Source organism: Streptococcus infantis (genome assembly GCF_047463615.1).
GTDB classification, from domain to species: domain Bacteria; phylum Bacillota; class Bacilli; order Lactobacillales; family Streptococcaceae; genus Streptococcus; species Streptococcus infantis_X.
In genome coordinates, this window is the sequence record NZ_JASHDO010000001.1 from 114,375 (window position 1) to 138,771 (window position 24,397).

At 38.3% G+C, this 24,397-nt stretch carries 24 protein-coding genes, 1 tRNA gene and 1 riboswitch; of the genes, 17 read left to right on the forward strand and 8 right to left on the reverse strand.

Features of this window, described 5'->3' with window-relative positions:
- Positions 1-4: 4 nt before the first annotated feature.
- Together QM874_RS00560 and QM874_RS00565 are read right to left on the reverse strand one after the other, a co-directional pair.
- Positions 5-475, reverse strand: a complete 471-nt coding sequence (locus tag QM874_RS00560; RefSeq protein WP_075229474.1) for an arginine repressor — start codon at positions 473-475, stop codon at positions 5-7.
- A complete protein-coding gene (locus QM874_RS00565) occupies positions 426-2,765 on the reverse strand; it encodes a Xaa-Pro dipeptidyl-peptidase (protein WP_414315809.1) in 2,340 nt (779 codons plus the stop codon). Before QM874_RS00565 ends, QM874_RS00560 begins: the two co-directional genes overlap by 50 nt.
- Positions 2,766-2,931: 166 nt before the next feature.
- Between QM874_RS00565 and mutY the strand changes: the two genes are divergently transcribed.
- The 4 genes from mutY (at position 2,932) to QM874_RS00585 (ending at position 7,017) form a co-directional block, all read left to right on the forward strand.
- Positions 2,932-4,095: an A/G-specific adenine glycosylase gene (gene mutY, locus QM874_RS00570; RefSeq protein ID WP_414315810.1), complete on the forward strand. Its 1,164-nt coding sequence runs from the start codon at positions 2,932-2,934 to the stop codon at positions 4,093-4,095.
- A gap of 64 nt (positions 4,096-4,159) precedes the next feature.
- A complete protein-coding gene (gene yycF / locus QM874_RS00575) occupies positions 4,160-4,864 on the forward strand; it encodes a response regulator YycF (RefSeq protein ID WP_075226880.1) in 705 nt (234 codons plus the stop codon).
- Positions 4,857-6,206, forward strand: coding sequence for a cell wall metabolism sensor histidine kinase VicK (gene vicK / locus QM874_RS00580; protein ID WP_414315811.1), 1,350 nt, complete (start codon positions 4,857-4,859; stop codon positions 6,204-6,206). Before yycF ends, vicK begins: the two co-directional genes overlap by 8 nt.
- A gap of 1 nt (position 6,207) precedes the next feature.
- Entirely contained in the window at positions 6,208-7,017 is an 810-nt protein-coding gene (locus tag QM874_RS00585; protein WP_045763287.1) for an MBL fold metallo-hydrolase, read from the forward strand.
- Between the two features lie 37 nt (positions 7,018-7,054).
- Here QM874_RS00585 and QM874_RS00590 read toward each other — a convergent pair whose 3' ends face one another.
- Together QM874_RS00590 and QM874_RS00595 are read right to left on the reverse strand one after the other, a co-directional pair.
- The gene (locus QM874_RS00590) at positions 7,055-7,402 is read right to left on the reverse strand and encodes a thioredoxin (protein WP_414315812.1); all 348 of its coding nucleotides are present in this window, start codon (positions 7,400-7,402) and stop codon (positions 7,055-7,057) included.
- A gap of 257 nt (positions 7,403-7,659) precedes the next feature.
- Positions 7,660-9,378, reverse strand: coding sequence for a phospho-sugar mutase (locus QM874_RS00595; RefSeq protein ID WP_414315813.1), 1,719 nt, complete (start codon positions 9,376-9,378; stop codon positions 7,660-7,662).
- Positions 9,379-9,530: 152 nt separating this feature from the next.
- On the opposite strand from QM874_RS00595, the gene QM874_RS00600 reads away from it, so the two are divergent.
- The 3 genes from QM874_RS00600 (at position 9,531) to QM874_RS00610 (ending at position 13,539) form a co-directional block, all read left to right on the forward strand.
- Complete coding sequence (locus QM874_RS00600; protein WP_414315814.1) at positions 9,531-11,432, forward strand: ABC-F family ATP-binding cassette domain-containing protein; 1,902 nt, start codon at positions 9,531-9,533, stop codon at positions 11,430-11,432.
- Position 11,433: 1 nt separating this feature from the next.
- Complete coding sequence (locus QM874_RS00605; protein ID WP_316107732.1) at positions 11,434-12,297, forward strand: XRE/MutR family transcriptional regulator; 864 nt, start codon at positions 11,434-11,436, stop codon at positions 12,295-12,297.
- Positions 12,298-12,372: 75 nt separating this feature from the next.
- Positions 12,373-13,539 carry an MFS transporter gene (locus tag QM874_RS00610; RefSeq protein WP_414315815.1) on the forward strand — a complete coding sequence of 389 codons (1,167 nt, stop codon included), beginning with the start codon at positions 12,373-12,375 and terminating at the stop codon, positions 13,537-13,539.
- 45 nt (positions 13,540-13,584) lie between these two features.
- On the opposite strand, the gene QM874_RS00615 is transcribed toward QM874_RS00610, so the two are convergent.
- The 3 genes from QM874_RS00615 to QM874_RS00625 form a co-directional block, all read right to left on the reverse strand.
- Positions 13,585-13,656: transfer RNA gene (locus QM874_RS00615), tRNA-Arg, on the reverse strand.
- Positions 13,657-13,763: 107 nt separating this feature from the next.
- Positions 13,764-14,144, reverse strand: a complete 381-nt coding sequence (gene mscL, locus QM874_RS00620; RefSeq protein ID WP_049526579.1) for a large conductance mechanosensitive channel protein MscL — start codon at positions 14,142-14,144, stop codon at positions 13,764-13,766.
- A 70-nt stretch (positions 14,145-14,214) separates the two neighbouring features.
- Positions 14,215-14,649 carry a GtrA family protein gene (locus QM874_RS00625; protein WP_414315816.1) on the reverse strand — a complete coding sequence of 145 codons (435 nt, stop codon included), beginning with the start codon at positions 14,647-14,649 and terminating at the stop codon, positions 14,215-14,217.
- A 28-nt stretch (positions 14,650-14,677) separates the two neighbouring features.
- A riboswitch (PreQ1 riboswitch) is annotated at positions 14,678-14,775 on the forward strand.
- Here QM874_RS00625 and QM874_RS00630 point away from each other — a divergent pair.
- The 10 genes from QM874_RS00630 to QM874_RS00675 all read left to right on the forward strand — a co-directional run bounded on the left by QM874_RS00630 (position 14,776) and on the right by QM874_RS00675 (position 23,916).
- On the forward strand, positions 14,776-15,285 hold the full coding sequence (locus QM874_RS00630) for a QueT transporter family protein (RefSeq protein ID WP_049495171.1): 510 nt from the start codon (positions 14,776-14,778) through the stop codon (positions 15,283-15,285).
- 116 nt (positions 15,286-15,401) lie between these two features.
- A complete protein-coding gene (locus QM874_RS00635) occupies positions 15,402-15,815 on the forward strand; it encodes a hypothetical protein (RefSeq protein WP_075226872.1) in 414 nt (137 codons plus the stop codon).
- A 66-nt stretch (positions 15,816-15,881) separates the two neighbouring features.
- Positions 15,882-16,511 (forward strand): hypothetical protein, encoded by a 630-nt coding sequence (locus QM874_RS00640; protein WP_414315817.1) that lies wholly within the window; start codon positions 15,882-15,884, stop codon positions 16,509-16,511.
- A 123-nt stretch (positions 16,512-16,634) separates the two neighbouring features.
- Positions 16,635-17,432, forward strand: coding sequence for a formate/nitrite transporter family protein (locus QM874_RS00645; RefSeq protein ID WP_414315818.1), 798 nt, complete (start codon positions 16,635-16,637; stop codon positions 17,430-17,432).
- 340 nt (positions 17,433-17,772) lie between these two features.
- A complete protein-coding gene (locus tag QM874_RS00650; protein ID WP_414315819.1) occupies positions 17,773-18,570 on the forward strand; it encodes a formate/nitrite transporter family protein in 798 nt (265 codons plus the stop codon).
- Between the two features lie 80 nt (positions 18,571-18,650).
- Positions 18,651-19,925, forward strand: a complete 1,275-nt coding sequence (locus QM874_RS00655; protein ID WP_414315820.1) for a DUF2130 domain-containing protein — start codon at positions 18,651-18,653, stop codon at positions 19,923-19,925.
- A gap of 10 nt (positions 19,926-19,935) precedes the next feature.
- Entirely contained in the window at positions 19,936-20,814 is an 879-nt protein-coding gene (truB, locus tag QM874_RS00660; RefSeq protein ID WP_414315821.1) for a tRNA pseudouridine(55) synthase TruB, read from the forward strand.
- Positions 20,815-20,992: 178 nt separating this feature from the next.
- Positions 20,993-21,484: a chromosome segregation protein RocS gene (rocS, locus tag QM874_RS00665; RefSeq protein ID WP_000021254.1), complete on the forward strand. Its 492-nt coding sequence runs from the start codon at positions 20,993-20,995 to the stop codon at positions 21,482-21,484.
- Between the two features lie 69 nt (positions 21,485-21,553).
- On the forward strand, positions 21,554-22,144 hold the full coding sequence (locus tag QM874_RS00670) for a 3'-5' exonuclease (RefSeq protein WP_414315822.1): 591 nt from the start codon (positions 21,554-21,556) through the stop codon (positions 22,142-22,144).
- Between the two features lie 8 nt (positions 22,145-22,152).
- Positions 22,153-23,916, forward strand: a complete 1,764-nt coding sequence (locus tag QM874_RS00675) for a glycerophosphoryl diester phosphodiesterase membrane domain-containing protein (protein WP_414315823.1) — start codon at positions 22,153-22,155, stop codon at positions 23,914-23,916.
- 40 nt (positions 23,917-23,956) lie between these two features.
- On the opposite strand, the gene QM874_RS00680 is transcribed toward QM874_RS00675, so the two are convergent.
- Complete coding sequence (locus QM874_RS00680) at positions 23,957-24,256, reverse strand: YbaB/EbfC family nucleoid-associated protein (protein ID WP_061863007.1); 300 nt, start codon at positions 24,254-24,256, stop codon at positions 23,957-23,959.
- Positions 24,257-24,397 lie beyond the last annotated feature (141 nt).

A 24,397-nucleotide genomic window follows, 5' to 3' on the forward strand; every position in this document is an offset into this window, starting at 1 on the left:
TTTGTTATCGATCAAAAAATAGAGGTGGTGCAAATTGTTTGAGGCGTTCAAAGCAAGATTGAGCTTGTTCTTTATCCTCGCAGATAACCAAACAGACATCATTGCCACAGATAGTAGCCACAATTTCAGGGAAGTTTAGAGCATCTAAGATGGATCCAAAGGATTGCGCCAAACCTGGATAGGTTTTGATGACAACCTGGTGTTGGACAGGATGCATCATGTAGAGGGCTTCCTCCATATAGACTTCTAGCCGTTTTTCCCACTTTGATGTGGAACCAGTGTTGATTGCATAATAGGAGTGTTCACCTTCACGAATTTTAGAGAGGTTCATTAGATTGATGTCTCGTGAAAGCGTTGCTTGTGTGACATGGACGCCGTTTTCAATCAGTAGTTCTTGTAGTTCAGTCTGGGTATGAATCTTTTGCTTAGTGATTAGGGCTCTGATGAGCTGGTGTCTTTGTTCGGCCTTGTTCATCTACAGTTACCTCCCTTTGAAAAGGTATTTCAAGATTGGACTGTGCGAGATCGACAGTCAAGTTATAGTTTGTATTGTCACGTATAGTAATTTCAAAGTCTGTAGTATAGAGCACCAGACGTAGTGTATCGTCTTTCTGAAGTTTGTAGATAGTTGGTTGCAGTTCAAATTGGAATTCCATCCATTCATTTGGCTTAATCTCTTCAATTTTTAGCAAATCCTGACGGTTCTGAAGGTTGAGATAGCCTTTGGTGATGACGCGCTGAGCATTTGGACTAAATGGTAGCTCACAAAGATTGTCTAACATGTGATAACGGCCATTGTCTAGTGTCCGACCGGATAAGATTCCTGGATATGGTTGAAGGTATTTCTTTTGTCCCAATTCAAGGAGTTGAGCAGAGAGAAGCCCTTTATTGGTACTGGACTTGAGTCGTAGGTTAAGTTTGACACGGCCATTAAGGTGGATATTTTCAGTCACAGGTAGGTCAATCGTAATCTGGTTGACCTTGCCTTGATAGAGTTCATTATTAAAGGTTTGATAGCTCTTTCCAAAACGTTCAAAGTCTGACTCTTCATACTGGTTTTGAATAACCGCTTCATCGCTACCAAGTGGGATAATCTTACTATCAGTTTGATTTCCGAAATCATCTAGTGTCATCCATGTTTGAGGACTGGTATTATCCTGCCAGATCACCGTAGGTAGTTGATATTCAGTTTCTTGACCCAATAATTTCTGCGTCAAAAGAGCATTCATGGATTCACGGAAATCAATAGACTGCCAATTGTTCATATAAACATGGGCACCGTTATGATAAAAGAGATGTTTCTTAATATTTCTTGGAAGAGCATTGAACATTTGATAGACATGAAGTGGTTTTACATTCCAGTCTTGTGAACCGTGTGTAAAGACAACTTCAGCCTTAACTTTTTCAGCATTGAGTAGGTAGTTTCTGTCATGCCAGAATTGGTTATAATCTCCAGTTTTACGGTCTAGATTTTTCTTGAGTTCTTCTATAGATTCTTTATGAGCTTCGTTTCCACGAATATAGTCACCAGCTAAGAGATTACGAGAATAAGTTAATTCATCTAATGAATCGAAGTCCTCCCCTGGATAGCCACCAGGGCTTGTTACTAGACCATTTTCACGATAATAGTTGTACCAAGAAGAAATACCTGCTTCGGCAATGATGACCTCTAAACCATCAACTCCTGTAGTAGCAAGGCCATTAGACATTGTTCCTAGGTAGGATAGACCAGTAGTTGCAACTTTTCCATTTGACCAGTCAGCCTTGACCTGACGTTTACGACTGTGGTCTGTGAAGGCACGACAACGACCATTGAGCCAATCAATGACATTTTTATAGGCTTCAACTTGGCGGTAATCTCCGTTGGTCATTTGACCTTGAGAATCCTTGGTACCAAGACCAGATACGTAGATATTTGCAAATCCTCTTGGAAGGAAGTAGTCATTAAGTGTGTAGCTGCTATTGATATGAGTCAGTCTTTCTTCAGCTTCTGAAACAAGTTCAGCTTCTCCAACAGGTTCAACCAAGTCTAATGTTGGTTTTTCTAGAGAAATTTCATGCGGTTCCTTGACTTCTAGCTCAGCTTCCATTTTGTAAAGAGCTTTATCGCTTGCCTTATCATTGGTTCCTTGATGGTAAGGACTTGCCGTCATAACAGCTGGAATTTTGCCATGATAAGATGGACGGATAATATTTACCTTGATAAGATCTGGCAGTCCATCATTATCAGAATCAATACGACTTTCCACATAAACAACTTCCCGAATAGCATTGTTTGCAGAGAAGGTTGCCAAGCTCTTACCATTGAAGTAGTGGTAGTTATTGTCCTCAGGGATAAGCCCATCACTCACTAGCTGATCGATCAAGGTATTTCCCTTTTTAGTGCGCGTGTTAAGGAGTTGATAGAGATTGTCAATCAAATCTCCGTAGACAATAGGGAATGCCGTTTCTTTATGAAAAGCAAGACCATCTTCAAAGTCTGTCAAGTAACTGAAACCAAGCAACTGAAAGGCAACAGTATAGAAAATTTCTGCAGTTAATTCACGATCAGAATTGAAGAAAGTGAGCAGATCAGTTTCTTTATCAACCGCTAAAGTTGAGAGGGGATAGTCGGTATTTTTATAATTAAAAAAACAAGTTCTGACAAAGACTTCAAACTGTTTCTTAGTTGAAAGCGCAGGGTCGATCTTGAATCCAAGACTGGATAGTTCCTGTAAAGCCTGTTGCTGAGTTACAGGATAGTAACTGAATTGATTAAAACGCATAGATGCCTCCTTTGAAGAATCATTCTGAATTTATTATATCAAAAAAGCCGGGAAAATGATAGAAACAGCTGGACTGAAAAGGCTAAATTGCTATTATTCTACAGTATTTTAACAAGCCCTATCTTGATTTTTTGAGTATCATTAAAGCTTATGCTATACTAGAAATATGTTAGATTTGGAGAAATATGGTGTGACCATGTGGGAAGAGGACAAGATTCTCTCTTTCCGTCAAAAATTATTAGCCTGGTATGACGAAAACAAGCGGGATTTACCTTGGAGACGAAGCAAGAATCCTTACCATATCTGGGTATCTGAAATTATGTTGCAGCAGACTCGAGTTGATACCGTCATTCCCTATTATGAGCGTTTTTTAGATTGGTTTCCGACTGTTGAGAGCTTAGCAAATGCTCCTGAGGATCGCTTATTAAAAGCCTGGGAAGGACTTGGCTATTATTCTCGTGTCCGCAATATGCAAACAGCCGCTCAACAGATTATGAGTGAATTTGAAGGCAAGTTCCCGTCTACTTATGAAGGTATTTCAAGTTTAAAAGGGATTGGTCCTTATACAGCTGGTGCAATTTCTAGTATTGCCTTTAACCTTCCCCAGCCTGCTGTAGACGGCAATGTCATGCGCGTTTTGGCACGTTTATTTGAAGTCAATCATGATATTGGAAATCCTAGCAATCGAAAAATATTTCAAGCAGTGATGGAGGTTATGATAGATCCTGATCGTCCAGGTGATTTCAATCAGGCTTTGATGGATTTAGGTTCAGATATTGAGGCTCCTGTTAATCCAAGACCAGAAGAGAGTCCGGTTAAGGAGTTCAGTGCTGCTTACCAACATGGGACCATGGATCGCTATCCCATTAAGGCTCCAAAGAAAAAGCCGATCCCTATTTATCTAAAGGCTCTTGTAGTGCAAAATAGTCAGGGTCAGTTTCTATTAGAGAAGAATGAGAGTGAAAAACTCTTGGCTGGATTTTGGCATTTTCCCTTGATTGAAGTTGATGAATTCTCAGACCAAACTCAAGACCTGGACCTTTTCAGTCAAGTTGCTGAACCAATTATAGAACTGGGACCTTCTCCACAGGAGAGTTTTGAACAAGACTATGATTTAGAAGTTGATTGGAAAGATCTACGTTTTGAAGAGGTCAAGCATGTTTTTAGCCATCGCAAATGGCATATCCAGATAATTGCAGGACAAGTTACTGAGACACAGGAATATGTTGATAGAGAAGTTCTTTGGTTAAGTCCAGAAGAATTTATCAAATATCCTCTAGCCAAACCCCAGCAAAAGATCTGGCAAGCCTATTTGAAAAGAAGCCACTAGCATCGGTCTTTCGTGTCTTCTTTACATTTTTTTGGTATAATGAGATAAGGAAAAAGGTGACTAAATGAAAAAAATACTTATTGTAGATGATGAAAAACCCATCTCAGATATTATTAAATTCAATATGACCAAGGAGGGTTATGAAGTTGTAACTGCTTTTAATGGTCGTGAAGCACTTGAACAATTTGAAGCCGAGCAACCAGATATTATTATCTTGGATTTGATGCTTCCTGAGATTGATGGACTTGAAGTTGCTAAAACCATTCGTAAGACAAGTAGTGTTCCAATTATCATGCTTTCAGCTAAAGATAGTGAGTTTGATAAGGTTATCGGTCTTGAACTTGGGGCGGATGACTACGTGACTAAGCCCTTTTCAAATCGTGAACTACAAGCACGTGTTAAGGCCTTACTTCGCCGTACGGAGCTAGCTTCTGCCGATAACCAAGAGCCTGAAACGAAACTGCAAAGTCTGCAAATCGGTGACTTGGAGATCCTCCCAGATGCTTATGTCGCTAAGAAATACGGAGAGGAGTTAGAGTTGACTCACCGTGAGTTTGAGCTCTTGTATCACCTAGCGTCACATATTGGTCAAGTGATCACCCGTGAGCACCTCCTTGAAACTGTTTGGGGTTATGACTACTTTGGGGATGTCCGTACAGTAGACGTAACCATTAGACGCTTGCGTGAGAAAATTGAAGATACACCAAGTAGACCAGAATACATCCTAACTCGTCGTGGAGTGGGATATTACATGAGAAATAATGATTGAAGTAATTAAACAAACAATTTTGACGAGTGACTTTATCTTTATCCTCATCCTAATTGGCTTTATTATGCTGGTGACTTTTCTCTTACTGGAAAGTCGTCGCGATAATATTCGCCTTAGACAGCTAAATCAAAAGGTCAAGGATTTGATTGCTGGTGATTATTCTCAGGTTTTGGATATGCAGGGAAGTTCAGAGATTACCAATATCACAAACAATCTTAATGATTTGTCAGAAGTAATCCGTCTGACTCAGGAAAATCTGGAACAAGAGAGTAAGAGGTTGCATAGTATCCTAGCCTATATGACAGACGGAGTACTTGCGACCAATCGTCGTGGCCAGATTACCATGATTAATGATATGGCCAAGAGACAACTAGGCATTGAAAGCGATGATGCTCTTAATCAAAATATCCTAGAGTTGCTCAAAATTGAAGAAGAGTATGAACTAAGAGACCTCATTACCCAAAGTCCTGAGTTGATGATTTATTCGCAGAATCTTAATGGCGAGTATATCAGCTTGCGCGTGCGTTTTGCCTTGATTCGTAGAGAGTCTGGTTTTATCTCTGGTTTAGTAGCTGTTCTACATGATACGACTGAACAAGAGAAGGAAGAACGTGAGAGAAGGCTTTTCGTTTCCAACGTTAGTCATGAGTTGCGTACACCTTTGACAAGTGTAAAATCTTATCTTGAGGCCTTAGACGAAGGAGCCCTGACAGAACCAGTTGCCCCTGATTTTATCAAGGTTTCTCTGGATGAAACCAACCGTATGATGCGGATGGTGACGGACCTCTTGCACCTCTCACGGATTGACAATGAGAGCAGTCACTTGGATGTTGAGTTGATTAACTTTACTGCCTTTATCACTTTTATTCTCAATCGTTTTGATAAGATGAGAAGTCAGGATGAGGAGAAGAAGTACGAGTTGGTGAGAGATTATCCGATTAACTCTGTTTGGATTGAAATTGATACGGATAAGATGACTCAGGTGATTGATAATATCCTAAATAACGCCATCAAATATTCACCAGATGGTGGAAAAATCACTGTAAGCATGAAGACTACAGATGATCAGATGATTTTGTCTATCTCCGACCAAGGTCTAGGAATTCCAAAGCAAGATTTGCCGAAGATTTTTGACCGTTTCTATCGAGTAGACAGAGCAAGAAGTCGTGCCCAAGGTGGAACAGGACTAGGATTGGCTATTGCTAAGGAAATCATCAAGCAACATAAGGGCTTTATTTGGGCCAAGAGTGAATATGGCAAGGGCTCTACTTTTACCATCGTACTTCCATACGATAAAGATGCTGTGAAAGAAGAGATTTGGGAGGATGAACTAGAAGACTAGAATGAGTGATATCGGTTTTAAATACAGTATTTTAGCATCGGGTTCCAGTGGAAATTCATTTTACTTGGAAACACCAAAAAAGAAAATTTTAGTAGATGCGGGACTATCTGGCAAAAAAATTACAAGCCTCTTGAGTGAAATCAATCGTAAACCAGAGGATTTAGACGCTATCTTGATAACGCATGAGCATTCTGACCATATCCACGGTGTGGGCGTCCTGGCTCGTAAGTACGGAATGGATCTTTATGCCAATGAGAAAACTTGGCAGGCTATGGAAAACAGTAAGTATCTCGGTAAGGTTGATTCATCGCAAAAGCATATTTTTGAGATGGGGAAAACTAAAACCTTTGGAGATATCGACATTGAGAGCTTTGGTGTGAGTCATGATGCAGTTGCGCCCCAGTTTTATCGTTTTATGAAGGATGATAAGAGCTTTGTCATGCTGACAGATACAGGCTATGTTAGTGATCGTATGGCTGGCATTGTCGAAAATGCAGATGGCTATCTAATCGAGTCAAATCATGATGTGGAAATCCTGCGAGCAGGATCTTACGCATGGCGACTCAAACAACGCATCCTGTCTGATCTTGGACACCTCTCAAACGAGGATGGAGCAGACGCCATGATTCGTACACTAGGTAATCGTACCAAGAAGATTTACCTAGGCCATTTGTCCAAGGAAAATAATATCAAGGAACTGGCTCACATGACCATGGTCAATCAGTTAGCTCAGGCAGATCTGGGAGTAGGAGTAGACTTTCAAGTTTACGATACTTCACCAGACACCGCAACACCATTGACGGAGATTTAAAAAAAGAAGGCTTGTGCCTTCTTTTTTATAGACTATCTTACAACCCAGCAAATTCCTTGATTTCTTGTGCTGACATTGAGGAGTCACAACGGACTTTGATTTGGCCGTTTGATACATGGACGAATCCTGGTACAGTAGGGATTTCATAGCGAGAGCGGAAGTCTTGTAAAGCTTCCAGTTGGTTTGGTTCTTCGCTATTGATGAAGTAAATGTGAGCTTTGGTTTCAGCTACGACACCAGCCAATGTACCTGCAAATTTACGGCAGTAAGGGCAAGTTTTACGACCAATAAAGAAGGTTGCAGTTTCTTTCTTATCAAGAGCTTCTTGCGCACGCGCAACTGTAGTGACTTCAAGGTCTTTGATATTATCTAAAAATTGTTCCATGAGATTACCTCGCTTTCATTGATATGTCTAGTATGCCATAAAGTTTCTAAAATTGCTCAGTTTTGATACGGAAATAGATGGTGGGACAGAAATCAGTAAACTAAGTCTGATTTTCTAGTCCGATATCCCTGTGTCTTTAAAGATATCGAAATTGAAGTTTTGGTCAAAAGAGTTAAAAGAAGACATAAATTACAGTCAGCTTTTACTTTATCATCAAAAATAAAGGTCAGGAATTTTCCCGACCGTTATATAATTTCTTATTTTACAAAGGCATTGATTTCTGCTTCGATGTTAGCAATCTTAGCTTGTGATTCTTCGTTAGTTTCACCTACAACTGCAATGTAGAACTTGATTTTTGGTTCTGTACCTGAAGGGCGAACGGCAATCCATGAACCGTCAGCAAGTGTGTATTTCAACACATCACTTGGAGGAGTTGTCAAGTTTGTAACAGTACCGTCAGCAGCAGTAGCAGTTTGTGCCTTGAAGTCTTCTACGACAGTGATAGCTGTTGTGTTCCATTCTTTTGGAGCATTGTTGCGGAACTTAGCCATAATAGCTTTGATTTGTTCTGCACCATCAACACCTGAAAGAGTAACAGAGATTGTTTTTTCTGCATAGTAGCCGTACTCTTTGTAGATTTCTTCGATACCGTCAGCAAGTGTCAAACCACGTGAACGGTAGTAGGCAGCAAGTTCAGCAACGACAAGAACGGCTTGGATAGCATCTTTATCACGTACGAATGGTTTAATCAAGTAACCGAAGCTTTCTTCAAATCCCATCATGTAAGTGTGATTGTGTTTTTCTTCGAATTCTTGGATTTTTTCAGCGATGAATTTGAAACCAGTCAAGACGTTGAACATAGTTGCGCCATAGCTTTCAGCAATCTTAGTTACCAAATCAGTTGATACGATAGATTTGCAAAGGGCTGCATTTTCAGGAAGAGTTCCAGCATTTTTGTGGGCTTCCAAGATGTACTTAGCCATGATAGCACCGATTTGGTTACCTGAAAGGTTGAGGTAGCTACCGTCTTTTTGAAGAACTTCAACACCGACACGGTCAGCATCAGGGTCAGTTGCGACAAGCACATCAGCTCCTACTTGACGACCAAGTTCTTCTGCAAGTGCAAAGGCTGCTTGGCTTTCTGGGTTTGGAGATTTAACAGTTGAGAAGTCTGGATCTGGAGTAGCTTGAGCTTCAACAACTTGAACTGAGTCGAATCCTGCTTGTGCAAGAGCACGACGCGCCAACATTTCACCGGTACCGTGAAGAGGAGTGTAGACAATCTTCATGTCCTTGCCAAACTCTTCAATCAAAGCTGGGTTGATGTTCACATCTTTGACTTCTTTGAGGTATTCGGTATCGACTGCTTCGCCAATAACTTCAATCAAACCAGATGCTTTTTCAGCTTCTACATCAGCAACTTCAACTGCAAATGGATTTTCGATAGCACGGATATAAGTTGTCAAAGCATCCGCATCGTGTGGAGGCATTTGTCCACCATCTTCACCATAAACCTTATAACCATTAAATGGAGCAGGGTTGTGGCTGGCAGTAATCATGATACCTGCAAAGCAGTTGAGGTGACGAACAGCAAATGAAAGTTCTGGAGTTGGACGGAGACTTTCAAAAACATAAGATTTAATACCGTGTTTAGCAAGAACTGCTGCAGATTCAAAGGCAAATTCTGGAGAGAAGTGACGGCTATCGTAAGCGATGGCTACACCACGTTCTTTTTCGTTTCCACCTTTTGACTCAATCAAACGAGCCAAACCTTCAGTTGCTTGACGAACAACGTAGATGTTAATGCGGTTAGTACCAGCACCAATCAAGCCACGCATCCCTGCAGTACCAAATTCAAGATTTGTATAGAATGCGTCTTCTTTAGTTTTCTCGTCCATGTTTTCCAAATCATGACGAAGATAGTCTGGAAGTTCTGCGAAATCAACCCATTTTTGGTAATTTTCTTGGTAAGACATAGGAAATCTCCTTTAATATATAATCTAATCGCTTACATTATATCACGATTTGAAGTTTTAGTAAAACGTTAGCATGAGTTTCTGAAAAAGTTATGAAATAGAGCTAAACCACAAGTCTTGAATGGCTTAGAGAAACATGCTATACTAACTGTATGATTATTTTACAAGCTAATAAAATTGAACGTTCTTTTGCAGGAGAGGTTCTTTTTGATAATATAAACCTACAAGTAGATGAAAGAGACCGTATTGCCCTCGTTGGGAAAAATGGTGCTGGAAAGTCTACTTTGCTCAAGATATTGGTTGGAGAAGAGGAGCCAACCACGGGTGAAATCAATAAGAAAAAAGATAATTCCCTCTCATATCTAGCACAGGATAGCCGTTTTGAGTCTGAGAACACCATTTACGATGAAATGCTACATGTATTTGATGACTTGCGTCGTACTGAAAGACAACTTCGCCAGATGGAGTTGGAGATGGGGGAAAAGACTGGAGCAGAACTAGATAAACTCATGTCTGACTATGATCGCCTATCAGAAAATTTTCGTCAGGCTGGAGGATTTACCTATGAAGCCGATATTCGTGCTATCTTAAATGGCTTCAAGTTTGACGAGTCTATGTGGCAGATGAAAATTGCAGAGTTATCTGGTGGTCAAAATACTCGTTTAGCCCTTGCCAAAATGCTTCTTGAAAAACCTAATCTCTTGGTCTTGGATGAGCCGACTAACCACCTAGATATTGAAACCATTGCCTGGCTAGAGAATTACTTGGTAAACTATAGCGGCGCCCTTATTATTGTCAGTCACGACCGTTATTTCCTCGATAAGGTTGCGACCATAACACTCGACTTAACAAAACATTCTTTGGACAGATATGTAGGAAACTACTCGAGCTTTGTGGAGCAGAAGGAGCAGAAGCTCGCAACTGAGGCAAAAAACTACGAAAAACAACAGAAAGAAATTGCTGCCTTAGAAGACTTTGTTAACCGAAATCTTGTTCGAGCATCGACAACCAAACGTGCTCAATCTCGACGCAAGCAACTGGAGAAAATGGAGCGCTTGGGCAAGCCAGATGCTGGTAAAAAGTCAGCTAATATGACCTTCCATTCTGATAGAGTATCTGGTAATGTCGTTTTGACGGTGGAGAATGCTGCCATTGGCTATGATGGTGAAATTTTATCAGAACCCATCAACCTTGATCTTCGTAAGATGAACGCTATTGCCATTGTTGGTCCAAATGGCATTGGTAAGTCAACCTTTATTAAGTCTATTGTGGACCAGATTCCCTTTATCAAGGGTGAAAAGCGCTTTGGTGCTAATGTTGAGGTTGGTTATTATGACCAAACTCAAAGTAAGTTAACACCGAGCAGTACAGTCTTAGACGAACTCTGGAATGATTTTAAATTGACGCCAGAAGTTGAAATCCGTAATCGCCTAGGTGCCTTCCTTTTTTCTGGTGACGATGTTAAAAAATCAGTTGGAATGCTCTCAGGTGGTGAGCGAGCTCGTTTGCTTCTGGCTAAACTGTCCATGGAAAACAACAACTTCTTGATCCTCGATGAGCCGACAAACCACTTAGATATCGATAGCAAGGAAGTCTTGGAAAATGCCCTGATTGACTTTGATGGTACTCTTCTATTTGTCAGCCATGACCGTTATTTCATCAACCGTGTAGCCACTCATGTGCTGGAATTATCTGAGAATGGATCAACACTTTATCTGGGTGATTATGACTATTATGTTGATAAAAAAGCAGAGCTAGCAGCTAGTCAAGCGGAAGAAGCGTCAGCTGTTAACCAAGAAAAAGAAGTTTCTCCAGTTAATGACTACCAAGCCCAAAAGGAAAGTCAAAAAGAACTTCGTAAATTGATGAGACAAATCGAAAGTCTTGAGACAGAAATCGAAGAGCTGGAAACTCAAGCCCAAGCAATCTCTGAACAAATGCATACTACCAATGATGCGGATGAACTCATGCAATTACAAGCGGAACTGGATAAAATTAGCCATCGTCAGGAAGAAGCTATGCTGGAGTGGGAAGAATTGTCGGAGCAGGTGTAAGATGGAAAATCTTGGAAAAGTTTTTCGTGAATTTCGAATCAGTAAAAATTACTCTCTAAAAGAAGCTGCAGGAGAGGCCTGTTCGACCTCCCAATTATCCCGCTTTGAATTGGGGGAGTCGGATCTGGCTGCATCTCGTTTCTTTGAAATATTAGATAATATTCACGTGACGATTGAGAATTTTATGGATAAGACTAGAAATTTTCAACATCATGAGCATGTCGGCTTGATGGCTCAGATTATTCCGCTTTACTACTCAAATGATATTGCAGGTTTTCAAAAACTTCAAGAAGAACAACTTGAAAAAGCTAAGAGTTCAACAAATCCCCTCTATTTTGAGCTGAACTGGATTTTGTTACAAGGTCTGATTTGTCAAAGAGATGCTAGCTTCACTATGAAGCAAGCAGATCTGGATAAGGTGGCGGATTATCTTTTTCAAACAGACGAATGGACCATGTATGAGTTGATTCTCTTTGGCAATCTCTATAGCTTTTATGATGTGGACTATGTTGCTCGCCTTGGTAGAGAAGTGATGGAGCGTGAAGATTTCTACAAAGAAATTGGTCGCCATCGAAAACTGGTCTTGATTTTAGCTCTTAATTGTTACCAGCATTGTTTAGAACATCTTGCTTTTGAAAATGCCAGCTACTTTGAAGCTTATATAGAGAAGATTATAGGTAAGAGCATCAAACTCTATGAGCGTAATGTTTTCCACTTTCTTAAAGGATTTGCTCTTTATCAGAAGGGTCAAAAAGAAGAAGGTTGTAAACAAATGCAGGAAGCCATGCATATTTTTGATGTGCTAGGTCTTCCGGAGCAGGTAGCTTACTATCAGGAACATTATGATAAATTTGTAAAAGATTAATTTCCCAAATACGGGAAAAATAAGAAACTCCTTCAAGTTTTGATACAATAGTTTCAAAATTTGAGAGGAGTTTTTATGAATCGATATGCAGTACAGTTGATTAGTCGTGGAGCTATTAACAAACTAGGAAATATGCTCTATGATTATGGAAATAGTGTTTGGTTGGCATCGATGGGAACGATTGGGCAAACCGTGCTAGGGATTTATCAGATATCTGAACTCGTTACCTCCATTCTAGTCAATCCCTTTGGTGGAGTGATTTCAGACCGTTTTTCGCGTCGTAAGATTTTGATGACAACAGACTTGGTTTGTGGGATTCTCTGTCTGGCCATTTCTTTTATAAGGAACGATAGCTGGATGATTGGAGCTTTGATCTTTGCTAATATTGTCCAGGCCATTGCCTTTGCATTTTCTCGAACTGCCAATAAAGCTATTATCACAGAGGTAGTAGAAAAAGACGAGATTGTGACCTATAACTCTCGCTTGGAGTTAGTTTTACAGGTTGTAGGAGTCAGTTCTCCGGTGTTTTCTTTCCTTGTTTTACAATTTGCTAGTCTCCATCTGACGCTCTTATTAGATGCTTTGACCTTTTTCATGGCCTTTGCCCTAGTCGCTTTACTTCCCAAAGAAGAACCAAAGGTTCAAGAGCAGAAGAGTTTTACAGGGAAAGATATTTTTGCAGATATCAAAGATGGCTTGCACTATATCTGGCATCAAAAAGAAATTTTCTTTCTCTTGGTAGTGGCTTCCAGTGTGAATTTCTTTTTTGCAGCTTTTGAGTTTTTGCTTCCTTTTTCAAATAAACTCTATGGTGTAGAAGGAGCCTATGCAACTATCTTAACCATGGGTGCAATTGGCTCAATCATCGGAGCATTGATTGCAAATAAATTTAAATCCAGTATGAATACACTTTTGTTCTTATTGATCCTCACAGGAGTAGGAGTTTTCATGATGGGACTGCCACTGCCTAATTTTCTCACTTTTTCAGGAAACCTAGTTTGTGAATTATTTATGACGATTTTTAATATTCACTTCTTTACACAAGTACAGACCAAGGTTGACGGAGACTATCTGGGGAGGGTATTGAGTACCATTTTTACACTGGCAATTCTCTTTATGCCGATTGCGAAGGGGTTAATGACCTTTCTACCAAGTGTTCATTTAGGTTCCTTTTTGATTATCGGACTTGGAGTTATTTTTCTTTCTTTAGTATCAATCTTCTATATTCAAAGGCAAGGGTAACACAGAAAAAAAGCAACAGTGCCGTTGCTTTTTTGTTTACATCTATCCACCCTGAGGGAATCGAACCCCCATCTCAAGAACCGGAATCTTACGTGATATCCATTACACTAAGGGTGGAAACTTTAATTATTATATCAAAAAAGAGAGCTGAACTCAAGTTTTTTCTAAACTCAGCAAAAGGAGAAGTAAAAAAGGATTCAGTATGAACCGAATCCTCAAGACGATTATTTTTTCTCAAGAAGAGCTTTGATTTCTTGAAGAACTTCCAACTCAGTTGGACCAGCAGGTGCTTCTTCAACAACCTCTTCTTTTTTAGTAAGGCTTTGAGCTTTTTCCATTGCTTTAATCACAAAGAATAGAACAGTACCAACTACAAGGAAGTTGATAACAGCACTCAAGAATTTACCATATGTAACACCATTCCATGCAAGCTCAGCGATGTTTTGTACTTTCGCAGCTTCCAAGGCTGGGTTCAATAGGAGTGGAGTGATGATATCATTAACAAATGAAGTAACGATAGCACCAAAAGCAGAAGCGATGATCACACCGACAGCAAGGTCTACAACGTTACCGCGGAGCAAAAATTCTTTAAGATCTTTTAACATTTTCTTTTTCCTTTCGTAATTTAACAATCTTAATTATAGTATAATAGTTATTAGAATGCAAGAAGTATGCTTATTGTTTTTTAAAAACAAAAACTTTACTGAAGATGTAATTGAGGACTATGATGGTGACCTGTGCAAAAATAGTCTCAATTGAATTGATAGTATTGAGATCATCACCTACAAATTGACCGATAATATGAGGGTAACTTGTCACAAAAATAAAGGTCAGGAGCAGGTCTAATAGGAAAGTTATGAATCTTGCAGTCGTAAATTTTATCAGACGCTTGAACCAATGTTTTCGTTTCTGTTTAAAAACAATGGTATCATTGGTGAAAAAAGCAAACAGAATTCCAGCTATATTTCCCAGAGCAGTCGCCCATAATTCTTGTTGGAAAAAGTAAAAAATAGTGATACGAACAATGATAGAAACAAGTGTAGTTGCAACTCCAAAAAATAAGTAGGAGAGGATTTCATTGTCGAAAAAATTTTTTATGCATGTTTTCATAAAAATAGTATAGCATAAAGCCTTTAAATGTGCTATACTAATAAAGTTGACTTGTTCAACCCTTGGTGCTTAGCTTCTTTCACCAAGCATATTATACGCGGGTTAATCGCTAAAGGAGAATAATAGATGAAAAAACTTACTGTCCGTGATTTGGCAGATATTGCCATTGTCGCAGCAATTTATGTGGTTTTGACAATCACACCACCCCTTAATGCTATCAGTTACGGTGCTTATCAGTTCCGCATTTCTGAAATGATGAACTTCCTAGCTTTTTATAATCCTAAGTACATTATCGGTGTTACTCTTGGATGTATGGTTGCTAATTTTTTCAGTTTTGGACTCATTGATGTCGCTGTAGGTGGAGGATCAACTCTTGTCTTCCTAAGCTTAGGAGTTTGGTTGTTCAGTAAATATAGTAAAGACTATCTTTTTAATGGATTAATTCGAAAAGATCATTTCTTCTTTTCAATTCTATTTTCAATTTCAATGATCACCATTGCTGCTGAATTGAACATTGTAGCAGAAGCACCATTCTTCTTTACATGGTTCACTACTGGTATCGGAGAATTCGCTTCATTAATTGTTGGTGCAATTATCATTGGTAAAATTGGTCAACGTATTGATTTGACTAGATAAAGATATCTTATCAACCATTCGTAAAAAGGGCTGAACTTTGTTCAGCCTTTTTCTTTGTCTATAAAATAGATGTTCATTAAAAGTGGTATAATAAAGAAAAAAGGGATTATTTTAATATGTATAGTTATCGTATTTCAGTTTTTGAAGTCCTTTGGAAAAATCAGGTCATTAGATTTTTGTTAATTTTTTTAGCACTATTTTATTTCTATCTTTTTTTCCAAAGAGTTAAGACATCCTTAAAAAGTGGTGGGAGTATGTTGGATCCTTTTCATATTGCAAAGGGAAGATTATACATTCACACGATTATTCTTTTTAGAAAAAGGATTGTTCCTCTAGCTGAAATTAGACAGATTGATATTGATTACGTTCGAGGGAGAAGAATGAATGGGGACAGGTATCATCTGTACTTTACAAGGAAAGATGGAAAATCTTTTACTTTTCATTTTGGAAAAAGCAAAAGAAACGAGGAGTTAGTGAAAAATCTTGCCAATGTGGCCAAGAAGTGCCATATTAAAATCTATTATTATTAAGAGTCGATTTCTAAAATTGAATTGTTGTCACTTGTGACAATTGTCAAAGCCAGGAGAGTAGCTAATATGCTTCAACTACAAGTAATAAGAGAAGATAATCAACTAAGAATTTTATTGATGCAAGAATGCGATATTCTCTTTTATGACCAGTTGAAAGAGGTTGAATTTTCTCAGAACAATGAAGTTTATTCTCTTTCGCCCATAGCCTTTGCTAAAGACGGTAGTGGGGGAGAATATGTAATTCTTGAAGATGATAGTATCGGCTTTATAGGAAGTGAAGGCCAAGTTGGTCGGGTAGCCGAAAGCCTTGATGACCTGCTTACCTTCTTACTTCATGCTGGTTCTATCTCAGACTTTTCCTGTCGTTTGCTCTATCAAAACATGCATTTGCTGGCACAATTCTGTAAAGGATTTATCGACAATGCACGAGAAAACTATCAGTCAAAAGGTGAAGATTGGGATAAAGTGAGAACTGGACTTGCACAAGAGTTGGGACTCGAATTTGATCCAGAAAAACTGCAAGAGTTAGCCTTAAAATTTTATCAATCAGCCATAAGAACCCCTCTTTTCACTTGTAAATATGGTCATGCTGAGGATGAATGTGTTTGTGATTCTATTTTGTCCGATATTATCGGCTTGTGGGTTTCAGAGCTGGTTGGAATGAGTAGGGAAGAAATCATGGACTTTGGCAACTAATTCATTTTTAGCATGGATAAGAGTTTCCATGTCTTACTTTAAATAATTCAAAAAAGAAAAAACCTTTATTTCCTCAAAGTTTTTTATGTTATAATAGTAACAGAAAAATTTTTAGGAGTTTATATGAGTTCTTCAGAATTTATTTCAAAGATTGATTATTATTGCCATAAGAAAGAAAGTCTATTTGACCAAAGTAAGTTTAAATATGCCATTCGCTCGATGTTTGCAGGTGCTTTCTTAACCTTTAGTACAGCCGCTGGGGCCATAGGTGCTGATCTACTCAATAGCATCGTTCCAAGTGCTGGTTATTTCCTATTTCCCTTTGTATTTGCATGGGGACTTGCCTATATCGTTTTCTTGAATGCCGAGTTGGTTACCTCAAATATGATGTACTTGACAGCTGGAACATTTTTGAAGAAGATTGATTGGAAAAAAGCCTTTATCATTTTACTCTATTGTGCTTTTTTCAACTTAGTTGGTGCTCTGTTAGCAGGTTGGTGCTTTGCTAATTCATCTGCTTTTTCACACCTGACACACGACAGTTATCTAGCAAAGATTGTTGCTAAGAAGTTAGCACGACCTAGTGATTTGGTCTTGTTGGAGGGGATTTTGGCAAATATGTTTGTAAATATTGCCATTCTATCTTCTATTTTGGTTAAGGATAGCAGTGCTAAGTTGTGGATTATCTTATCAGCTATCTCTATGTTTGTTTTCTTGTCAAACGAGCACATTGCGGCTAACTTTTCATCCTTTAGCATTATTAAATTTAGTATTGTTTCTGATCAAATTGCTAACTTTGATATTCCAAATATCCTACGTCATTGGGGAGTTACCTTTATCGCCAACTTGATTGGTGGAGGATTCTTGATAGGCTTACCATACGCTTTTTTAAATAAAAACGAAGAGACTTACGTTGATTAGACCTGAGTATTTTATATTGGTGTAATAGAAGAAGAGAGAATCATTGCGATTCTCTTTTTGTTTAGAATTTAATGCAGTCATTACTGGTAAAAAAGATAAATCTGATTATTGCTTCAGAAATTTATTATTACATTAATTAATAAAATATATTAAATTGTTTAGTATATAAAACTAAAAGCTAACTAAAATGATATTTATAAAACAAAAAAATAAGTGTATAAAATAAGGATGGAAAGGATTTCTAAAATTAGTAAAAATTTAAAGTTTAGTCTTAGGAAAGCCTTCCCATAATTTCGATTTTATGTTATAATATTCACAAATAAAAGTTTTAGGAGTTTATATGGTTTCTTCAGAATTTATCTCAAAGATTGAATTTGCTTGTCACAAAAAGGAAAGTCTTTACAATCAGCACAAGTTCAAGTACGCTATTCGTTCAATGTTTGCTGGTGCATTCTTAACATTTAGTACAGCAGCTGGTGCAGTTGGAGCTGACTTGATTAATAAGATTGCTCCTGGTAGTGGACGTTTCCTCTTCCCATTTGTTTTCGCTTGGGGATTGGCTTACATTGTCTTCTTGAATGCTGAGTTAGTAACATCTAACATGATGTTCTTGACAGCTGGTAGCTTTTTGAAAAAAATTAGCTGGAGAAAAACAGCTGAAATTCTTCTATACTGTACACTCTTTAATTTGATCGGTGCTCTTATAGCAGGTTGGGGATTCGCTCATTCGGCAGCTTTCGCAAAATTGTCACATGAAAGCTTTATTTCGGGTGTTGTAGAGATGAAGTTAGGGCGTGGTAATGATTTAGTCTTACTTGAAGCAATTTTGGCTAATGTCTTTGTAAATATCGCGATTCTTTCATTCGTTTTAGTTAAGGATGGTGGAGCAAAACTTTGGTTGGTTCTTTCAGCGATTTATATGTTTGTATTCTTAACAAACGAGCACATCGCCGCAAACTTTGCATCATTTGCTATTGTGAAATTCAGTGTTGCTGCTGATTCAATCGCAAACTTTGGTATTGGAAATATTCTTCGTCACTGGGGTGTAACTTTCATCGGTAACTTTATCGGTGGTGGTCTACTCATGGGATTACCATACGCCTTCTTAAATAAAAACGAAGATACATATGTAGATTAAAAGTTGGATTCATTCCAACTTTTTCTTTTTGTTTATCCATGCTATAATGAAAGTAGAATAGATAAATTTAGAGGAATAACATGAACGAGATTAAATGTCCAAATTGTGGCGAAGTATTTACAGTCAATGAAAGCCAATATGCAGAACTGCTTTCTCAAGTTCGCACTGCAGAGTTTGATAAGGAATTGCATGAACGAATCAAACAAGAATTGAGATTGGTGGAACAAAAAGCCTTAAATGAACAACAGGCAAAACTGGCTCAAAAAGACCAAGAAATTGCCCAGCTTCAAAGTCAAATTAACAACTTTGATACAGAAAAAGAATTGGCGAAGAAAGAAGTGGAGCAAAGTGCAAGTCAAAGCTTGCTAGAGAAAGAAAAAGAAGTCCAAGCTCTCGAAAATCAATTGGCTACCTTGCGCTTAGAGCATGAAAATCAACTACAAAAAACACTGTCTGATCTAGAGAAAGAACGTGATCAGGTCAAAAACCAACTCCTTTTACAAGAAAAAGAAAATGAGTTGTCTCTAGCCTCTGTAAAACAAAATTATGAAGCCCAGCTAAAGGCAGCCAGTGAGCAGGTTGAATTCTACAAGAATTTCAAGGCACAACAATCAACCAAGGCAATCGGTGAAAGTTTGGAACACTATGCGGAGAGTGAATTCAACAAGGTTCGTAGCTTTGCCTTTCCCAATGCCTACTTCGAAAAGGACAATAAGGTTTCTGCGCGTGGTTCTAAAGGGGACTTTATCTTCCGTGATTTTGATGAAAATGGACTAGAATTCATTTCCATCATGTTTGAGATGAAAAATGAAGCTGATGGTACTGAGAAGAAACATAAGAATGCAGACTTTTACAAGGAATTAGACAAAGACCGCCGTGAGAAAGACTGTGAGTATGCTGTTTTGGTAAGTATGCTTGAAGCAGAAAACGACTACTTTAATACAGGAATTGTTGACGTTAGCCATGAATATGAGAAGATGTATGTCATTCGTCCCCAGTTCTTTATTCAACTAATTGGACTCTTACGTAATGCTGCCCTTAATTCCCTTAAATATAAGCAGGAACTCGCTTTTATCAGGGAACAAAATATAGATATCACTCGTTTTGAGGAAGACTTGGACGCTTTCAAGGTAGCTTTTGCAAAGAATTATAACTCAGCTTCTGTCAACTTTGGCAAAGCCATCGACGAAATCGACAAGGCTATTAAGCGAATGGAAGAGGTGAAGAAATTCCTAACAACATCAGAAAACCAACTCCGCCTTGCTAACAACAAATTGGATGATGTTTCCGTTAAAAAATTGACACGCAAAAATCCAACAATGAAGGCTAAGTTTGAAGCACTGAAGGGGGAATAGAAAGCAAAACATGAACGGTATTATTAACTTAAAAAAAGAGGCGGGGATGACCTCGCATGATGCAGTTTTCAAGCTGCGTAGGATTTTGGGAACCAAGAAGATTGGTCACGGTGGGACGCTAGATCCTGATGTTGTGGGCGTTTTACCCATTGCTGTAGGGAAGGCGACTCGCATGGTTGAGTTTATGCAGGATGAGGGCAAGGTCTATGAGGGTGAAATCACCCTAGGTTATTCAACAACGACTGAGGATGCTAGTGGTCAGGTAGTTGCAGAGACACCAGTCTTGCCACCCTTAGATGAAAAGATTGTTGATCAAGCGATTGCCAGTCTGACAGGTCCTATCACTCAGATTCCACCTATGTACTCGGCTGTCAAGGTTAATGGCCGTAAACTCTATGAGTATGCGCGTGCTGGTCAGGAAGTAGAGCGTCCAGAGCGTCAGGTGACGATATATAGTTTCGAAAGAACGAGTCCCATTTCCTATGTGGAGAATCTTGCTCGATTTAGCTTCCGTGTAAAATGTAGCAAAGGGACTTATATCCGTACCTTGTCAGTCGACTTGGGAGAAAAACTTGGCTATGCAGCTCATATGTCTCATTTAACACGAACAAGTGCAGCTGGGTTACAGTTAGATGATGCTTTGACCTTGAGTGAAATTGAGGAAAAAGTACAAGCTGGTGAATTAGACTTTCTTCATCCCTTGGAGATTGGGACAGGTGACTTGGTCAAGGTATATTTGACTTCAGAGCAGGCAGAAGAAGTGCGTTTTGGTCGCTTTATTGAATTGGAACAAATCGAGAAGGAATTGGCTGGTTTTGAAGGTGAAAAATTACTAGCCATTTTAGAGAAACGTGATCAACTCTATAAGCCTAGAAAGGTTTTCAATTGATTAGGACTGGTGGTAAAATCGCAAACTGATTTTTAGTTTTAAAAAATGCTAAAAGACAGTTCAGTTTAGACCCGAAAAAGTTATGAAAAAGGGTTGAAAACACGGTGATATTTGACAGTTTTGCTTGCTTATGATAATATTTAAATAAAGAAAAGCTAGAAAACTTTCAGAGGATATTATGAGTATTGAGATGACTGTAAGTGAGATTGCTGAGGTCTTGGGCTTGTCCCGCCAAGCAATCAATAACCGTGTCAAGGAATTACCTGAAGAAGATACGACTAAAAATGATAAAGGAGTCACTGTGGTAACTCGCAGTGGCTTGATTAAGCTTGAAGAAATCTACAAAAAAACCATTTTTGAAGATGAACCTGTTAGTGATGATGTGAAGCAACGTGAGTTAATGGAGATTCTTGTTGATGAAAAGAATGCAGAAATCATCCGTCTTTATGAGCAATTAAAGGCCAAAGACAAACAGTTGGCTGAAAAAGATGAACAGATGCGTGTCAAAGACCGTCAAATCGCAGAAAAAGATAAGCAATTGGATCAACAACAACAGTTAACCCTACAAGCCATGAAGGATCAAGAAAACCTTCAGTTGGAGTTGGATCAGGCTAAGCAAGAAGTACAAGCAACGAAGAAAGGCTTCTTTGCTCGCTTATTTGGAGGATAAGAAAAAACTGCTTGGTTTCTAGGTATAACCAAGTAGTTTCTTTTTCAAATACAGTAAGGAATGGATAAGATGGAAAAATTAAGAGATTACATTTCATTTGATTTGGAATTTAATAAACACCAAGATAAAACTCACTTGATTCAGGTATCTGCAGTCCGTTTTAAAGATGGTGAAGAAGTAGGAGCATTTGACTCATATGTTCATACGGATGTACCATTGAAAAGTTTTATAAACGGTTTAACGGGTATCACATCTGAAACCTTGAAGGATGCTCCGAAGGTGGAAGATGTTCTCAAAAATTTTCAAGCCTTTATTGGTCAATTACCTATCGTTGGCTATAATGCAGCTAAGAGTGATTTGCCGATTCTATTGGAACATGGTTTGGATTATAGTAGCCAATATCAAGTGGACCTCTATGATGAAGCTTTTAAGCGACGTAGTTCGGATCTTCACGGGATTGCAAATCTCAAGTTACAAACTGTTGCAAATTTTCTAGGATTTAAGGGACAATCTCATAACAGTTTAGAGGATGCTCGTATGACTGCGCGTGTTTATGAAGCTTTTTTAGAATCTGATGAAAGTAAAATCTTACTGGACGTCAAGAGTAGTCTTAACTCTAATCCTTTTGGTGGTTTAGATTTATCACAGCTGTTTGATTAGGAGGTTTTATGAGACCTGAAAAGCCTAAAAAATTGGGTTTTAAAAAGATTTACCTCAATCTTGATAAAATCCTCTTTCTATTTTTTCTAATCTTTATGTTGGTCGACTATATTTGGCTACCTTTGAATTCATTGATAGCGGGTTTTTTGCTAAGTCAGACGGGCTATTTGTTTATTTCTTACAATAACATTTTTGCCATTATCAAAAATGCTCCTATAGTTAGTATTGGCTTCTTAATCTTAATCATTCTTAACCTTTTAGTTGCTTATTTTCAACTCAGTCTTCTCTTTATAGGAGCACGTCATCTTCTTTATCATGAGAAAAGAACACTGATAGAATACAGTCGTAAGGTCTTTCGTGAGAGTCTTGTCTTTATGAAAGGTCTGACAATTACAAAAGCCTTATTTATCTTCTTCTATGTTGCCATGCTTTTTCCTTTCATCAGGAAGTTTTTAAAGATTTATTATTTTAATAAAATCGTAATCCCAGAGTTTGTTCAGACCTATATGGAAGATAAGTACTGGATGTGGTGGCTAGGTATTATCATCTTGTCAATCCTCTTCCTCTACGTTTCTGTTAAGTTGGTATTTGTTCTTCCAAAAATCTTGTATGACAAGATGACAGTCAAGGAAGCTGTGCTCTATAGTCTTGAAAGAACTAGAAATCAATTCTGGTTTTACGCTTGGCATCTCTTTCTCATTGTTGTCAAAACAAATCTTTTCTTTTACTTGCTTCTAATCCCACTATTGATTGTCCAGTTTTTAGTGGATGGTCTAACACAAAGAGAATCCTTGATTCTTGCTATTTCAAACTATATCTTGATTAAAAATATCCACTATATGGCCCTGACTTACTTCTTGGTTAAGTTCACTTCATTTTTAACAGGTGAGGAATTGGATATTATACCGAGACGAAAAAAAGACCATCTCATGAGATGGGGAGTTATGGGATGTGCGAGTGTCATCTTTGCTATTGAAGGCTATGTCTATTTAGAAGCACCTGTTGCAAATCCTCCGCGCGTGATATCCCACCGTGGTGTTTCCAATGCTAATGGCGTGCAAAATACTGTAGAATCCCTAGAAAAGACAGCTCAATTAAAACCAGACTTTGTTGAAATGGATGTTCAGGAAACCAAAGATGGTCAGTTTGTCATGATGCACGATGCAAATCTGAGAAGTCTAGCAGGATTAAATGTGACCCCTCAAGACCTAACTTTAGAAGAGTTGAAGCAGATAGATATTTCTGAAAATGGCTATCAAACTAAGATATCAAGCTTTGATGATTATATAAACCGTGCCAACCAACTAAATCAAAAACTACTCATTGAGATTAAAACTAGTAAAAATGATAGTGCTCAAATGATGGATCATTTTCTGGAACGTTATGGGGCGAAAATCAAAGTTTATGGTCATCAGATGCAATCTCTAGATTACCATGTTATTGAAAAGGTAACCCAGTATGATAAGGAGATTCCAGTCTATTTCATCCTACCCTACAATTCCGTTTTCCCAAGAACAAATGCAAGTGGCTATACTATGGAATATTCTACCTTGGACGAATACTTTGTGACCAAGCTCTGGAATACAGAGCAGAAGCTCTATGTTTGGACGATTAACGGTTCGGAATCCTTTAACAAGTCGCTTCATCTAGGAGTAGATGGTATGATTACGGATAATTTGGAAATGGTACAAGAAGAACTTGAAACTGCTCAGGAAGATCCAGAATACGCAGATTTACTTTTAAAGAAGGCAACGGAATTCTTTACTTTTTAGATAAGACAAAAGAGGCTGAATTCAGCCTCTTTTTATGCTATTAGAATGGTAATTTTCCTGCAAAAGCACCGAGTTTCTTTTTGGTTGTCTCATCGATTTGTTCAAGAGCTGCATTCACTGCCTGAACAGTCATGTCAGAAAGAGTTTCGATATCTTCAGGGTCAACAACCGCAGGATTGAAATCAATTTTTGTGACCTTCTTATCTCCAGTCAATGTCGCAGTTACAAGGTTTTGGGCAGATGTTCCAACAAATTCTGTAGCAGCAAGTTCAGCCTGACTTTGCTCCATTTGTTTTTGAAGTTTTTGAGCTTGACGCATCATGTTTTGCATATTCATCATAAGATTTAAGATTTCCTTTAACAATTTTTTTCTCCTTATTTTAACAATTTTAACTAGAAAAGTCTATTCTAATTTTAAATAGCCAAACATTAAATTTTCTGACAATTTATTGAATAATTAGAAAAACTATGATATAATGAT